Origin of the sequence: Sphingomonas yabuuchiae, from assembly GCF_014199595.1 — a bacterium.
Classification (GTDB): Bacteria; Pseudomonadota; Alphaproteobacteria; order Sphingomonadales; family Sphingomonadaceae; genus Sphingomonas; species Sphingomonas yabuuchiae.
Genome location: NZ_JACHNX010000017.1, coordinates 1 through 14,274 on the forward strand (window position 1 = coordinate 1; position 14,274 = coordinate 14,274).

General features: G+C 65.9%; 13 protein-coding genes. 9 read left to right on the top strand and 4 right to left on the bottom strand.

The genetic code is table 11. The annotated features are described in order from the left end of the window. The 3 genes from GGQ89_RS15795 to GGQ89_RS20355 all read left to right on the top strand — a co-directional run. Positions 1-368, top strand: a 368-nt coding sequence (locus GGQ89_RS15795) for a hypothetical protein (protein ID WP_221238992.1), incomplete at its 5' end; no start/stop codon positions are given. Beyond that, entirely contained in the window at positions 368-646 is a 279-nt protein-coding gene (locus GGQ89_RS15800) for a helix-turn-helix domain-containing protein (RefSeq protein WP_047866982.1), read from the top strand. The genes GGQ89_RS15795 and GGQ89_RS15800, both read left to right, overlap by 1 nt. Next, positions 633-1,676: a tyrosine-type recombinase/integrase gene (locus tag GGQ89_RS20355; RefSeq protein ID WP_184106376.1), complete on the top strand. Its 1,044-nt coding sequence runs from the start codon at positions 633-635 to the stop codon at positions 1,674-1,676. The genes GGQ89_RS15800 and GGQ89_RS20355 overlap by 14 nt, the downstream gene beginning before the upstream one ends. 266 nt (positions 1,677-1,942) lie before the next feature. Here the strand turns inward: GGQ89_RS20355 and GGQ89_RS15810 are convergent, their stop codons facing one another. Next, positions 1,943-2,194, bottom strand: coding sequence for a hypothetical protein (locus GGQ89_RS15810; RefSeq protein WP_206362697.1), 252 nt, complete (start codon positions 2,192-2,194; stop codon positions 1,943-1,945). Between the two features lie 183 nt (positions 2,195-2,377). Here GGQ89_RS15810 and GGQ89_RS15815 point away from each other — a divergent pair, with 183 nt between their 5' ends. The 5 genes from GGQ89_RS15815 to GGQ89_RS15835 all read left to right on the top strand — a co-directional run bounded on the left by GGQ89_RS15815 (position 2,378) and on the right by GGQ89_RS15835 (position 9,780). Then, entirely contained in the window at positions 2,378-3,046 is a 669-nt protein-coding gene (locus GGQ89_RS15815; protein WP_184106378.1) for a protein-L-isoaspartate O-methyltransferase family protein, read from the top strand. A gap of 6 nt (positions 3,047-3,052) precedes the next feature. Then, complete coding sequence (locus GGQ89_RS15820; RefSeq protein ID WP_240456317.1) at positions 3,053-4,585, top strand: TolC family outer membrane protein; 1,533 nt, start codon at positions 3,053-3,055, stop codon at positions 4,583-4,585. A gap of 42 nt (positions 4,586-4,627) precedes the next feature. Next, complete coding sequence (locus GGQ89_RS15825) at positions 4,628-5,194, top strand: DUF2497 domain-containing protein (RefSeq protein ID WP_184106379.1); 567 nt, start codon at positions 4,628-4,630, stop codon at positions 5,192-5,194. 73 nt (positions 5,195-5,267) lie between these two features. Beyond that, positions 5,268-6,890, top strand: coding sequence for a histidine kinase famiy protein (locus GGQ89_RS15830; RefSeq protein ID WP_240456316.1), 1,623 nt, complete (start codon positions 5,268-5,270; stop codon positions 6,888-6,890). 217 nt (positions 6,891-7,107) lie between these two features. Beyond that, positions 7,108-9,780, top strand: a complete 2,673-nt coding sequence (locus GGQ89_RS15835; RefSeq protein ID WP_184106380.1) for a valine--tRNA ligase — start codon at positions 7,108-7,110, stop codon at positions 9,778-9,780. 139 nt (positions 9,781-9,919) lie between these two features. On the opposite strand, the gene GGQ89_RS15840 is transcribed toward GGQ89_RS15835, so the two are convergent. After that, complete coding sequence (locus GGQ89_RS15840; RefSeq protein WP_056439676.1) at positions 9,920-11,698, bottom strand: cation:proton antiporter domain-containing protein; 1,779 nt, start codon at positions 11,696-11,698, stop codon at positions 9,920-9,922. A gap of 113 nt (positions 11,699-11,811) precedes the next feature. Between GGQ89_RS15840 and GGQ89_RS15845 the strand changes: the two genes are divergently transcribed. Then, entirely contained in the window at positions 11,812-12,264 is a 453-nt protein-coding gene (locus tag GGQ89_RS15845) for a c-type cytochrome (protein ID WP_184106381.1), read from the top strand. Positions 12,265-12,297: 33 nt separating this feature from the next. Here GGQ89_RS15845 and GGQ89_RS15850 read toward each other — a convergent pair whose 3' ends face one another. Continuing rightward, complete coding sequence (locus GGQ89_RS15850; RefSeq protein WP_184106382.1) at positions 12,298-12,840, bottom strand: TIGR02594 family protein; 543 nt, start codon at positions 12,838-12,840, stop codon at positions 12,298-12,300. Positions 12,841-12,952: 112 nt separating this feature from the next. After that, entirely contained in the window at positions 12,953-14,173 is a 1,221-nt protein-coding gene (locus GGQ89_RS15855; protein WP_056439671.1) for an NADP-dependent isocitrate dehydrogenase, read from the bottom strand. Positions 14,174-14,274: the final 101 nt, after the last annotated feature.

Here is a 14,274-nt window from a genome sequence, read left to right on the forward strand (position 1 = left end):
GCGAGAGCGCCTACAGCTGGCAGATGCAGCCGGATGTGCAGCAGCTGCGGGCCGAGGGTCGGGCGCCCTCCTTCGGGGCGTGGTGCATGATCCTGCTGTGCCGCCTGTCGATCGAGCGGCACCGGTCCAGCGACGACTGGACGCCCGAGCGGTCCGACGCAGTGCATAGCCGTCTCGAGCCGCGACTGGATGCCCACGGGGAACCGCCGCCGCCGTTCGCGCAATGCTGGATCCGCGCCCAGGCTGACACACACCAGCACTTCGCGCGCAAGGGCGAGACCCAGGCAAAGCGCGTGGATGCAACCGCATGGCTCGACGCTCTTAGGGCGCTCTGGCGGCGATATGTTCCTGAGGAGGGAAGGGGATAATGGAACAGACCCCTATCATACCGTTTCGCGCGCGCTGGGGACGACTGCTGTCCGCCGCAGACGCCGCCGAATATCTGGGCATCAGCCCGACGACGCTCAAGACGCTCGGCATCCAGGCGAAGAGCATCGGTCGCCGAGTCATGTGGGATCGCGTCGACCTCGACCGATTCGTCGATCGAATGACCGACCAGCCGATCCCCGCCGCCGAGCAGGGCAAGGAACAAGACGACGAGGAAGCCCGCTTTTTCGAGAGAAGGCGCGCACGTGGCCGGAACTGACCTCAAATACACCTATCTGTCGAAAGGTACCTATTGGCGGTTCCGGCACAAGCTGACGGGCGATCTGCCATTGCCGCATGACCCGGCGCTTCATTGGTCGGAGCAGCCCAGCCGCTCGGGGTTCATGGAGCGCTATGCCGAATTGCTCGCCGTCGTTGAGGCGCGCGGGGCCAAAAAGCCGGTCGCGCGGAGCAGTTTCGAGTGGTTGGTCGGCCAGTATCGCCGTAGCCCCGAGTTCCGCGGCCTCGCTGACGCAACGCAGCTGGATTATGGGCGGACGCTCGATCTGATCGTCGAGGAACTGGGCGACGTGCGTTATGCCGCCGCGACCCGCAACATGCTAAAGGCTGTGCGCGACGACCATGCCCAGACCGTCCGCAAGGCCCACAAGATCAAGCAGATGCTGTCGCGCCTCTACAGCTGGGCGGACGAAAATGACCATGTCCCGGCCGGTTTCAATCCCGCCAAGGGGATCAAGCGCCTGAAGCGGAAGGGCGGGGATAAGGAGATCGTGGTCTGGTCCGATGCCGAGGTCGAGCACTTCCTGCGCGGCGCGCCCCCGCACCTGGTCACGCCCGTGCTGGTCGCGCTCTATACAGGCCAGCGGCGCGAGGACGTCGTGAAGATGACCTGGCAGCAATTCCAGGGCGATATCATCCGAGTGAGGCAGTCGAAGACGACCGCGCTGCTCGACATCGCCTGCCATGGCGCCCTGCGGAAGCATCTCGACGCACTGCCCAGGCGAGGCGTGGTCATCTGCACGACCGAGGCGGGCAAGGCATTCACGCCCAATGGCCTGTCGGGCGCGATCCGCCGCCGGGTCGAAGGCATCGATGCCATGCCCAATAATCGATCGATGCACGGGCTTCGCTATGCGGCCGGTTCACGGATGGAGGAGGCGGGTTGCACCGTCGCTGAGATCGAGAGCGTGCTCGGTCACCAGACCTTCAAGATGGCTTTGAAATATGCCTCGCAGCGCCTGCGCGCCGCCGCCGCGATGGCGAAAATGGAGGCTGCCGAATCGGCCTGACGCGGGACCGAAAAAGTCCTGTGCGGAGTACGCACAGGCACCGCTAACTCTATGATATCTGGTGATAGGAACAGAGCGAGAAATCTGCGAACAATCGGCCTAAAAGCTGGCCTGTGTCAGGATTTGCAGTCCTCTGCGTCACCACTCCGCCATCGCGCCTCGATGCGTGGGAGGCGGGCATGTGTGCGGTTTTTCCCGCGGCGTCAACAGGGGAGTGTCGTCGCATCGAAAAAGTCGTGCGATTTTCCGAAGCGGATATGCGGACGTTATCGAACGGCTGCTTCGGCCACGGCGATCGTCGCGGCCCGGCCACGTCGGCGTTCCATATTCTGCGCGGGCGATGCGCCCTGACCGAATGACCGTTCGGTACCAGCCTGGGGTTTGAAGCGCTTCTCCATATAGCCCGCAGCAACGGAGCTACCCAGAACGGCGCAGCCGATGGCGCCCACGCCGATAAGCCCTAAGCTCCGCTTCATGTGATTCTCCATGCCGGTGGTTGGTTTAATCCAGCGATACAACTCGGACCTTCTAGATAGGCTCCCGCGATATTGTATCCGCAAGGCGCGCTGTTTGGCGTATATTTCCAAACCGGAGACCCGCGCCGCTCAACCGCTTGGCGGAAATCGCCCCACGCGATAGAAGCAGCGGGAACCAATTTAGTGTATTGCACAACTAAAACGGCTGTGCGACAGGGTAGGGCGATGATGACAACCAACTTTGATTCCTCGAATTTCGACGCGATGCGCCATGCGATGGTGGCCAGCCAGCTGCGGACCACGGCGGTCAGCGACCAGCGCGTCGTCGCCGCCATGGCGCGCGTGCCGCGTGAGGCGTTCGTGCCCGAGGCGCTGCGCCCGGTGGCATATCGCGACGGGACGCTCGACCTGGGGCAGGGGCGCGCGGTCAACCTGCCGATGGCGACCGGCCGTCTGCTGACCGAGGCGTATCTGGAGGCGGGCGACCGTGTCCTGCTGATCGGCGCCGCGACCGGCTATACCGCCGCGCTGCTGGCCGGGATCGTGACCCAGGTTATCGCGGTCGAGGAAAATGCCGATCTGGTCGCGGCCGCGCGCACCGCGCTGGCCGGTGAGACCAAGGTCGAGGTCGTGCAGGGGGCGCTCAACGCGGGGCACGCCGCCGCTGCGCCCTATGACGTGCTGGTCATCGACGGTGCGGTCGAGGAACTGCCGACCGCGCTGGTCGAGCAGGTCAAGATCGGCGGCCGGATCGTCACGGGTCTGGTCGAGAACGGCGTCACGCGTCTGGCCAGCGGTCGCCGGACCGAGGGTGGCCACGGCGTGCGCGCCTTCGCCGATGCCGAATGCACCATCCTGCCGGGCTTTGCCCGTCCTCGCGCCTTTCAATTCTGAGGGACTATGCGCCTGCACCTGACTTCCTCCCTGACCTCCGGCGTTCTGATCGGCTCGGCCCTGTTGATGGCCGGGTCGGCTTCGGCGGAGACGTTGCGCGAGGCGATGGTGCGGGCGTATCAGAGCAACCCGGCGATCACCGGTCAGCGTGCCGCCCAGCGCGCGACCGACGAGAATGTGCCGATCGCACGGGCCAGCGGCTTGCCGTCGCTGCAGTCGAACGGCCAGATCATCGACAATATCGTCGTGGCCAATAACAACTTCCTCAACCCGGAACGCGTCGGCACGGGGCAGTTGCAATTGTCGGTGCCGCTCTATCAGGGCGGCGCGGTCAAGAATGCGGTGCGCGCGGCCGAGACGCGGGTCGATGCCGGGCGGGCACAGCTGCGCGGGGTGGAGGCGAACCTCTTCACCAATGTCGTTGCGGCGTACATGAACGTCATCCGCGACGAGGCGATCGTCAACCTCAACACCCGCAATGTCAATGTGCTGGATACCAATTTGCGCGCCTCGCGCGATCGGTTCCAGGTCGGCGACCTGACCCGCACCGACGTCGCCCAGTCCGAAGCCCGTCTGGCACAGGCACGCGCGCAGCTTCAGTCGGCGCAGGCGAACCTGATCTCCAGCCGCGAAAACTATGTCAATATCGTCGGCGTCGCGCCGGTGGGGCTGGAACAGCCGCCCGCGCTGCCGACGCTGCCCGCCTCGCCCAATCAGGCGGTGGCGGTCGCGCTCGACCAGAATCCGCAGCTCATCGCCGCACGGCGTTCGGCGGATGCGACCCGCTATGACATCAACGTCGCGCGCGCGAACCGGCTGCCCCGCCTGTCGGCGGTGTCGAGCGGGAATTATTTCAACTATCTCGGCTCAATCAACGCGCCGCCGGGGGCTGGCAACGTGCCGGGTTCGGGCGTCAATGCGACGGTCGGCGTGCAGATGTCGATGCCGCTGTTCCAGGGCGGCCGCCCGGCGGCGCAGGTCCGCCAGGCCGAGGCGCTGCGCGGACAGGCGCTGGAGAACGCCACCGGCACCGAGCGACAGGTGGTTGCGCAGGTCCGCTCCGCCTACGCCGTGTGGCAGTCTTCGCAGGAAGTGATCGCCTCGGCCGAATCGGCGGTGCGCGCCAACTCGCTGTCGCTGGAAGGCGTGCGCGCCGAGAACAGTGTCGGCACCCGCACCGTGCTCGACATTCTGAACGCCGAGCAGGAATTGCTGAACAGCCAGGTGACGCTGGTGACGGCGCGACGCGACGCCTATGTTGCGGGCTTCGCGCTGATCGCGGCAATGGGCAATGCCGAGGCGCGCGACCTGGGGCTGGACGGCGGTTCGCTTTATGATCCGGTCGCCAACTACAAGCGCGTCCGCAACAAGATCAGCGACTGGGGTGGCGATGGCGAGCCCGCACCGGTCGCCAGCACCACCGCCGGAACCCCGGCGCAGACGGCGGCGATCACCCGTCCGCTCGACGCCGACGTCAACGCCCCTGTTGACAGAAGCCCCGCATTAACCACAGGTGCGGAGGCACCAAGCCGGCAATAAGGCCGGACAGGGGCCTTGGGGGCAAGAATGGGGTTTGCGGTCATGGGTGATGTCAGCGCAGAGCCGTCGATGGAAGAGATCCTCTCCTCGATCAAACGGATCATTGCCGAAGAGGGCGAAGTGCCCGCGCGCCAGCGTCGCCAGCCGCGCCCCGTGCCCGCGCCTGCGGTCGAGGATGATTCGCCCGAGGTCCTGGAACTCAGCGATCCCATGCCGCTGCGCATGAAGGTCGAGGCCGCCGCCGCCCGCGCCGCCGAATCGGCGATGCGCGCCGTCGCGCCCGAACCCGTACCGGCGCCTGCTCCGGCCCCCGAGCCGGTGGCGCATGTCGCCGCCCCCGCACCCGTCGCCCCGCCGGTCCAGGCCGATCTGGACGACGCGGAAGAGGCGATCGTATCCCCGCGCGTGGCCGAGGCCAGCCGTGGTTCCCTGGAGGCGCTCAGCCGTATGATGGTCAAGCCCGAACCCACCAGCGACGGCACGCTCGAAGGGCTGGTCCGCGACATGCTGCGCCCGATGCTGCGCGAGTGGCTCGATACCCATCTGCCCGAGATGGTCGAGGCGATGGTCGCGCGCGAAATCGCCCGGATCACGCGCGAAGGGCGCTGATCCTGCCCGCCGGCTTTTCGACCTGCATCAAGATGCAAGCGGAACCGGCGGCACCCGTCCGGGTTCGTTGGGCATGAACCCGACACCCGAGACGCCCGATCTGTCGAAATCGACGCGCTCGCACGTGTCGTCCCCCCCGATCGCGGATGCGAGCCAGCCGCATTCGGGGCAGTCGGACATCTTCTTCGCCGCCGTGAAGACGACGCGGATGCCGATGATCGTCACCGATCCCCGGCAGCCCGACAATCCCATCGTCTTCTGCAACGAAGCCTTCAGCTTCATGACCGGCTATTCCGAGGAGGAAATCCTCGGCACCAATTGCCGCTTCCTGCAAGGGCCGGAAACCGATCGCGACGTGGTGGCGCAGGTCCGCGCGGCGATCGCGCGGCGCGACGAGATCGCGGTCGAACTGCTCAACTATCGCAAGAACGGCTCGACCTTCTGGAACGCGCTGTTCGTCTCGCCGGTCTATGACGATGCGGGCGAGCTGGTCTATTTCTTCAGCAGCCAGCTCGACATCTCGCGCCGCCGCGAGGCCGAGGATGCGTTGCACGAGGCGCAGAAGATGGAGGCGGTCGGCAAGCTGACCGGCGGCATCGCGCACGACTTCAACAACCTGCTTCAGGTCATCATCGGCTATGCCGATATCCTCGAGGCGCGGGTCGATCAGGGCGATCGTAGCGGCCGTCGTGCGGTCGAGGCGATCGCCGCCGCCGCGGCGCGCGGGGCGACGCTGACCCAGCAACTGCTCGCCTTTGCCCGCAAGCAGGAACTGCGCGACCGGCTGCTCAACTTCAACCAGCTGATCGAGGATTTCCGCCCGATCCTGAACCGGACGGCGGGCGATGGCGTGGTGATGCGCCAGCGGCTGGAGGAAAATCTCTGGAACTGCCGGATCGACCCGGTCCAGGCGGAAATGGCGCTGCTCAACATCGTCGGCAACGCGCGCGAGGCGATCGGCCGTCAGTCGGGGCAGGGTGAGATCACCATCTCGACCCGCAACATGATCCACTCCGGCGACAGTCCCGAAGGGCCCGCCAATCTGGAGCCCGGCGAATATGTCATGGTGCGCGTCGCCGATGACGGGCCGGGCATCGATCCGCAGATCGCCGACAAGATTTTCGACCCCTTCTTCACCACTAAGGAGATGGGGAAGGGTGCCGGGCTGGGCCTCGCCATGGTCTATGGTTTTATGCGCCAGTCGGGCGGCCTCGCCACGGTCGAGAGCGACGCGGACGGCGCGGCGATCGCGCTCTATTTTCCTCGGGCCGCCGGTGTTACCGAACGCCGCGCCGCACCCGTTCAGCCTGCCCGCAGTGGCGGGGTCGAGCGCGTCCTGATGGTCGAGGACCAGGATGATGTCGGCGATCTCGGCAAGTCGATGCTTGAGGATCTGGGCTATGACGTCGTTCTGACCCGCAGCGCGCGCGAAGCGCTCGACCATCTGGCGCAGGACAGCGACTTCGCCTTGCTGTTCACCGATATCCTGATGCCCGGCGGCATGAACGGCGTCGCGCTGGCGCAGGTCGTGCGGCGCGACTATCCGCATCTGTCGGTGCTGCTGACCACCGGCTTTGCCGATGAGGCGATCGACGAGGGCGCACGCTCCTATGAGCTGATCCGCAAGCCCTATCGCCGCGCCGACCTGAACGAGCGGATTCGCGCGGTGCTCGACCGGCCGGGTGCGCGGACCTGATATAAGTTCACTTAAGCCTATTCCTCCCCTGCAAGGGGAGGGGGACCATGCGAAGCATGGTGGAGGGGTGTCCCCCTCTCGATAGGGTGACACCCCTCCGTCAGGCCTGCGGCCTGCCACCTCCCCTTGCAGGGGAGGAATGGAGCAGGATCGGTCTGATAGGACACGCTCCGGATAGCATCTGGCGTCCGGCGGCGCGGATCATTAAGGCAGCGGCATGACTGAGCTGCCCAAGACGTTCGACCCCGCCGCAATCGAAGCCCGCTGGTATGGCCATTGGGAGGAAAAGGGCCTGTTCCGCCCCGACCGCCCGAATGCCGAGCCGTGGACGATCGTCAATCCGCCGCCCAACGTCACCGGCAACCTGCATATCGGCCATGCGCTCGACAATACGTTGCAGGACATTCTGGTCCGCCATGCCCGGCTGAAGGGCAAGGATGCGTTGTGGGTCGTCGGCACCGACCATGCGGGCATCGCGACCCAGATGGTGGTCGAGCGCCAGATGAACGCGCGTGGTGAGAAGCGCACCGACTTCACCCGCGACCAGTTCCTGGAAAAGGTCTGGACGTGGAAGGCGGAGAGCGGCGGCCAGATTACCGGCCAGCTGCGCCGCCTGGGCTGCTCGATGGACTGGGCCAATGAGCGGTTCACCATGGACGAGGGCTTCAGCAAGGCGGTGCTGAAGGTATTCGTCGACCTGTACCGCCAAGGGCTGCTCTACCGCGACAAGCGGCTGGTCAACTGGGATGCGGGGCTCGGCACCGCGATCAGCGACCTGGAAGTCGAGACTCGCGAGGTGAAGGGCAGCTTCTGGCGCCTGCGCTACCCGCTGGCTGATGGATCGGGCTTTATCGAGGTCGCGACGACCCGGCCGGAGACGATGCTGGCCGATATGGCGGTCGCGGTCCATCCGGACGACGCGCGCTACACCGCGCTGATCGGCAAGCAGGTGCGCCTGCCGATCACCGGCCGCCTGATTCCGATCGTCGCCGACGAACATGCCGACCCCGAGCTGGGATCGGGCGCGGTCAAGATCACGCCCGGCCACGACTTCAACGATTTCGAGGTCGGCCGCCGCGCCGGGATCGAAGCCCGCGACATGCTCAACATGCTCGATGGCAAGGCGCATATCTGCCAGACGGCGGACGGTCTGATCCCCGACGCGTTCCTGGGCCTGTCGACCGCCGATGCGCGCAAGGCCGTGGTCGCGCGGTTGAAGGACGAGGGCGTCCTGATCCCGCATGTCGACAAGGACGGCGAAGAACACGATGCCGAGCCGCGCACGATCCAAACCCCGTTCGGCGACCGTTCGGGCGTGGTGATCGAGCCTTGGCTGACCGACCAATGGTATGTCGACGCCAAGACGTTGGCCCAGCCCGCGATCCAGGCGGTACGCGGCGGCGATATCAAGATCGTGCCGCAGGCCTGGGAAAAGACCTTCTTCAACTGGATGGAGAATATCCAGCCCTGGTGCGTCAGCCGCCAGCTCTGGTGGGGCCACCAGATCCCGGCCTGGTTCGCCGAGGACGGCCGCGTGTTCGTCGCCGAAACCGAGGAAGAGGCGCGCGCAGAAGCAGGTGAGGGCGTCACCCTGACCCGCGATCCGGACGTGCTGGACACCTGGTTTTCTTCCGCCCTCTGGCCGTTCGCGACGCTCGGCTGGCCCGATAACGGCGACAAGACGCTGGCGGGCCGCTACCCGAACGACGTGCTGATCTCCGGCTTCGACATCCTGTTCTTCTGGGATGCGCGGATGATGATGCAGGGCATGCACTTCATGGAAGAGGTGCCCTTCAAGACGCTGTATCTCCACGGTCTTGTCCGCGCCGCCGATGGCTCGAAAATGTCGAAGTCGAAGGGCAATACGGTCGATCCGCTGGGCCTGATCGACCAGTATGGCGCCGACGCGCTGCGCTTCTTCATGGCGGCGATGGAGAGCCAGGGCCGCGACATCAAGATGGATGAACGCCGGGTCGAGGGCTATCGCAACTTCGCGACCAAGCTGTGGAACGCGGCGCGCTTCGCCCAGGCCAACGGCATCGGCGCATCGACCACGCTGGAGGCGCCCAACGCGACGCTGGCGGTCAACAAGTGGATCATTGCCGAGACGGTGAAGACGGTGCAGGCGGTCGACCTTGCGCTGGCCGACTACCGCTTCGACGGCGCGGCGAACGCGATCTACCAGTTCGTCTGGAGCCGTTTCTGCGACTGGTATCTCGAACTCATCAAGCCGGTCCTTCAGGGCGGCGAAGAGGGCGGGGAGGAAACCCGCGCAGTGGCAGGCTGGGTGCTCGACCAGATCCTGGTCCTGCTCCACCCCTTCATGCCCTTCATCACCGAGGAGCTGTGGCATGCCATGGGTGCGCGCGATCATGACCTGATCGTGGCCCAGTGGCCGATGGCGGACGCCCGCGCGCTCGACCCCGAGGCGGAGCGCGAGATCGACTGGCTGATCCGTCTGGTCAGCGAGATCCGCGCCGCGCGCACCGAACTCAACGTGCCGCCGGGTGCGCGTCTGCCGATGCATGTGCGTGACGCGAACGAGGGGACGACGGCACGTCTGACCCGTCAGGCTTCGGCACTGGCGCGTCTGGCGCGTGTCGAGGCTGCTGAGGGCGATGCCACCGGCGGGGCCGCGCAGGTCGTGGTGGACGAGGCGACCTTCGTCCTGCCGCTGGAAGGCGTGATCGACCTCGACGCCGAACGTCAGCGCCTGACCAAGGCGATTGCGGCGGTCGAGAAGGAACGCGACGCGCTGGGCGGGCGGCTGAGCAATGCCAGCTTCGTCGAGCGCGCCAAGCCCGAAGCGGTCGAGAAGGCCCGCGCCGACCATGCCGACAAGATGGCGGAGGCCGCGCGCCTCCACGCCGCACTAGGCCGCCTGGGCTGACGCGATCCTCCCCATGCCATGCATGGGGAGGGGGACCATCGCGAAGCGATGGTGGAGGGGCCAGGGGCTATGCCCCGCCACCACGGCCTGACGGCCGCGGTCCCCCTCCCCAAGCAAGCTTGGGGAGGAATGGGGTTCGTTACCCCTGTTCCCCCAGCCGCTTGAGTCGCCGGATACGCGGCTCGCGCTGGAGTTGCGCCTCGCGCCGGATCACCTGCCGCAGCTCATCGCGCTTTTCATGGATCGACGCGATCACAGGCCCCATCGCGACGCCCAGATCGACCAGCACCGCCTCCGACAATTGCAGCGAGCTTTCCAGCGTCTCGGGCACCGCCTCGCTGACGCCTGCACGGTAAAGCTCGGTGGCATGCGCCATGTCGCGGGCGCGTGCGATGATCGGCAGGTCGGGCGCGGCCTCGCGGATGCGCCGCGCCAGCCGCACGGTCAGCACCGGATCGTCCATCGTCAGGATCAGCGCGCGCGCGGCAGGCAGGTTCAGCCGATCGACCAGCTCGGCCCGCGCCACGTCGCCGAACAGCACCGGATAGCCCGCCCGCCGCGCCTCGCTGACCGAATCGATATCGGCCTCGACCGCGACATAGGGCTGGCCATGGACGGTCAGCATGTCGGCAATCATCTTGCCGACGCGACCGAAGCCGATGACCACGGTGCGTCCGGTATCGGCATCCGCCTCGGGAGCGGGGGGCAATTCGCCGCTGCGCGCTTCGATCCGACGCGAGATGACCCGGCCTGCCTTGGCGAGCAGCGGGGTGATGGTCAGGCCGATCGCGGTGACCGTCTGCCAGAAGCTGGCGGTCGAGGGCAGGATCAACTGCGCCTGCGCCGCCGTTCCCAAGACGATCAGCGTCGTCTCGGACGGGCTGCCCATCAGCAGGCCCGTCTCCGCCGCCACGCCACGTCGGGCATGGGCGACGCGCAGCAGCAGATAGGTGACGATCGCCTTTACCGCGACCACGCCGACCACCGCGAGCAGCAGCATGTCCCAGTTCTTCGCGATCAACCGCAGGTCCAGGCTCATGCCCACGGTGATCAGGAACACACCGAGCGCCAGGCCCTTGAACGGCGCGGTCATCACCTCGACCTCGGAATGATATTCGGTCTCGGCGATCAGCAGGCCCGCCAGCAGCGCGCCGACGATCGGCGACAGCCCGGCAGCCGTCGTCGCGACGCTGGCGACGATGACGACCAGCAGCGAGGCGGCCAGGAACAGCTCGGGGCTCTTGGTCCGCGCGGCCTGGGCGAAGAGGCGCGGCAGTACGAACTTGCCGCCCAGATACATGGCGACCACCGTCAGGCCGCCGCGCAGGGCGACGCCCGCAATCCCGACCCAGCCCTCGTCGCTGGCGGTCGGCGCCATCGCGCCCAGCGCGAAGATGATCGGGACCAGCGCCAGATCCTCGAAGAGCAGCATCGCGAACGCGCCGCGGCCCACCGGGCTCGTCGTGCCGACCAGCGGCAGCACCAAAGCGGTCGAGGAGAGGGTAAGGGCAAGGCCCAGCCCGATCGCTCCCGCCCAGCCTTGCCCCAGCATATGGAGCGCGATCCCGATCAGCGCCGCCGAGCCGATCAACTCGGCCGCGCCGGTGCCGAACACCAGCCGTCGCATCGCCCAAAGCCTGCGAAAGGATAGCTCCAACCCGATGGAAAACAGCAATAATATGATGCCAAACTCGGCAAAGGGCTCGATCGATTCCGGGTTGGAGATGGTCAGATAATAGAGCCACGGTGCATGGGGGACGAGCGATCCCAGCCCAGCCGGGCCGACGAGCAGCCCGACCAGGATGAACCCGATGACCGGGCTGACCCGAAAGCGCGCAAAGGCCGGAATGACGATCCCCGCCGACCCGAGGATCACTAGGGCGTCGGAAAAGCCCTGATTGTCTAACCGAAGTGCCATGGCGACAGCCTAACCCGGCTTTGCCGCGCTTGTCAGGTCGTTAATCCCACGAAACGACGATGGGGCGATTCGTCCAATGGGGTATGGTGCAAAGGCGGCGTTAGGGCAGCACGATGAAGCCGCCCCGATTGACCGCCCTGTTCGCCATCCTCCCTTGCCTGGCACTGACCGCCTGCGGAGATGGCGACCGGGCCGAGCGGCTGAAGGCGGCGGGCCCCAACCCGTCGCTCGACGCGCTGATGCGGGTCGCGGATGCCGATGCGGGCGCGCGGACCTTCGGCCAGTGTCTGGCCTGTCACACGATCGGCAAGGGCGAACTCGACCGGGCGGGCCCCAATCTGCACGGCATCATGGGCAAGCCGGTCGCTGGGGGCAGCCTGCGCTATGGCTATACCGCCGCACTGGAACGGGTCGGTGGGCGCTGGGACCGCGCGACGATGAATCGCTGGCTGACCTCGCCGCAACGCTTCGCGCCGGGGACGAAGATGACCTTTCCCGGCCTGCCCGACCCGCTCGCACGGGCGGATGTGATGACCTATCTGGAGCGCGAGGGGCGTTCCAGATAGGCGTGACATTTCCGCGGCGAACGTCGACGGTTGTCAGAAGGTCGCCATCATATTGGCTGGCCGCTGTCCATCGCCATGCAGCAATATGGGAATCGCTGTAGCGGGCGGGGTCACGTAAAGTGGTTTGCGGGCCTCGACAAAGCGCTCCTTGGCGTAGGGACGGATACATACCCTGTCCCCCTGATTGCCGCTGAGTACATGATAGCGGCTTTCGTCCTCGCCGATATAAAGCCCGACATGGCCGCCACCATTGCGCGTGAAGGTGACGATGTCGCCGAGATCGGGCTGGCCGCTAGGTTCTCCGAAATTGCGCCAATTCAGGGCCCATAGTGGCTTGGCGGGCGGTGTCTTGCCGGCTCGGCGCGCCACCACCGCCATGGTCAGGCCGCACCAGGGAATGGCATCCGCATCATAGAATTTGGCGACATCGCCACCGACTTCCTGCGCCCATTGCAGGATGACGGGGTTGTTCTTTGCGCCCGCTCGTTCCTCGATGCCCCAAAGCTTCAATGCCTCCGACACCATGCGGGGCAAGGTGCCGATCGTCGTCAGCCAGCTGTAATTCCCCAGATCCATTTCCTGTCTCCCGATCGAGCGATACGCAAAAAGACCCGGGAGGCATGCCCCCCGGGTCCATCTTGCTCGCGCTGCGATCGGTCGCCTATCGACGACCGGACCGAAACGGACCTTACTGCCAGTTGGCCATCGCGGTTTCGAGGTTGACGCGGATCGCCTCGAAGAACTGCTCGGTGGTCATCCAGGGCTGGTCCGGGCCGATCAGGATGGCGAGGTCCTTGGTCATCTGGCCGTTCTCGACGGTCTGGACGCAGACCTTTTCCAGCGTCTCGGCGAAGCGGACGACGTCGGGGGTGTTGTCGAACTTGCCGCGATACTTCAGGCCGCCGGTCCAGGCGAAGATCGAGGCGATCGGGTTGGTCGAGGTTGCCTTGCCCTGCTGGTGCTGGCGATAGTGACGGGTCACGGTGCCGTGCGCCGCTTCCGCCTCGATCGTCTTGCCGTCCGGGGTCATCAGGACCGAAGTCATCAGGCCCAGCGAGCCGAAGCCTTGCGCGACCGTGTCCGACTGCACGTCGCCGTCATAGTTCTTGCAGGCCCAGACGAATTCGCCGTGCCACTTCAGCGCCGAGGCGACCATGTCGTCGATCAGACGGTGCTGATACTCGATACCAGCCGCCTTGAACTGCTCGGCGAATTCGGTGTCGAACACCTCCTGGAAGATGTCCTTGAAGCGGCCGTCATAGGCCTTCAGGATGGTGTTCTTGGTCGACAGATAGACCGGCCAGCCGCGATTCAGGCCATAGTTCATCGAGGCGCGCGCGAAGTCGCGGATCGATTCGTCGAGATTGTACATGCCCATGGCGACGCCGGCGGCAGGGAAGTTGAACACCTCCTCCTCGATCGACTCGCCATTTTCGCCTTCCCACTTCAGGGTCAGCTTGCCCTTGCCGGGCACCTTGAAATCGGTCGCCTTATACTGGTCGCCGAATGCGTGACGGCCGACGACGATCGGGTGGGTCCAGCCGGGGACCAGGCGGGGAACGTTCTTGATGACGATCGGCTCGCGGAAGACCACGCCGCCCAGGATGTTGCGGATCGTGCCGTTGGGCGACTTCCACATCTTCTTCAGGCCGAACTCCTCGACGCGCTGCTCGTCGGGGGTGATGGTCGCGCACTTGATGGCGACGCCGTACTTCTGCGTGGCATGGGCGCTGTCGATCGTCACCTGGTCCGCGGTCGCGTCGCGATTCTGGACCGACAGGTCGAAATAGGCCAGTTCGATGTCGAGATACGGCTTGATCAGGCGTTCGCGAATCCATTCCCAGATGATCCGGGTCATTTCGTCGCCGTCGATCTCCACGACGGGGGTGTTCACCTTGATCTTCGCCATATGCGCATCCTTCAGATTAGGCAGGTTTGGTGACGCGTCTAGGGGAGGGGGCGCGGCGGATCAACCACCCTGCACATCACGCGAAAGGGCCGGGGCGAACC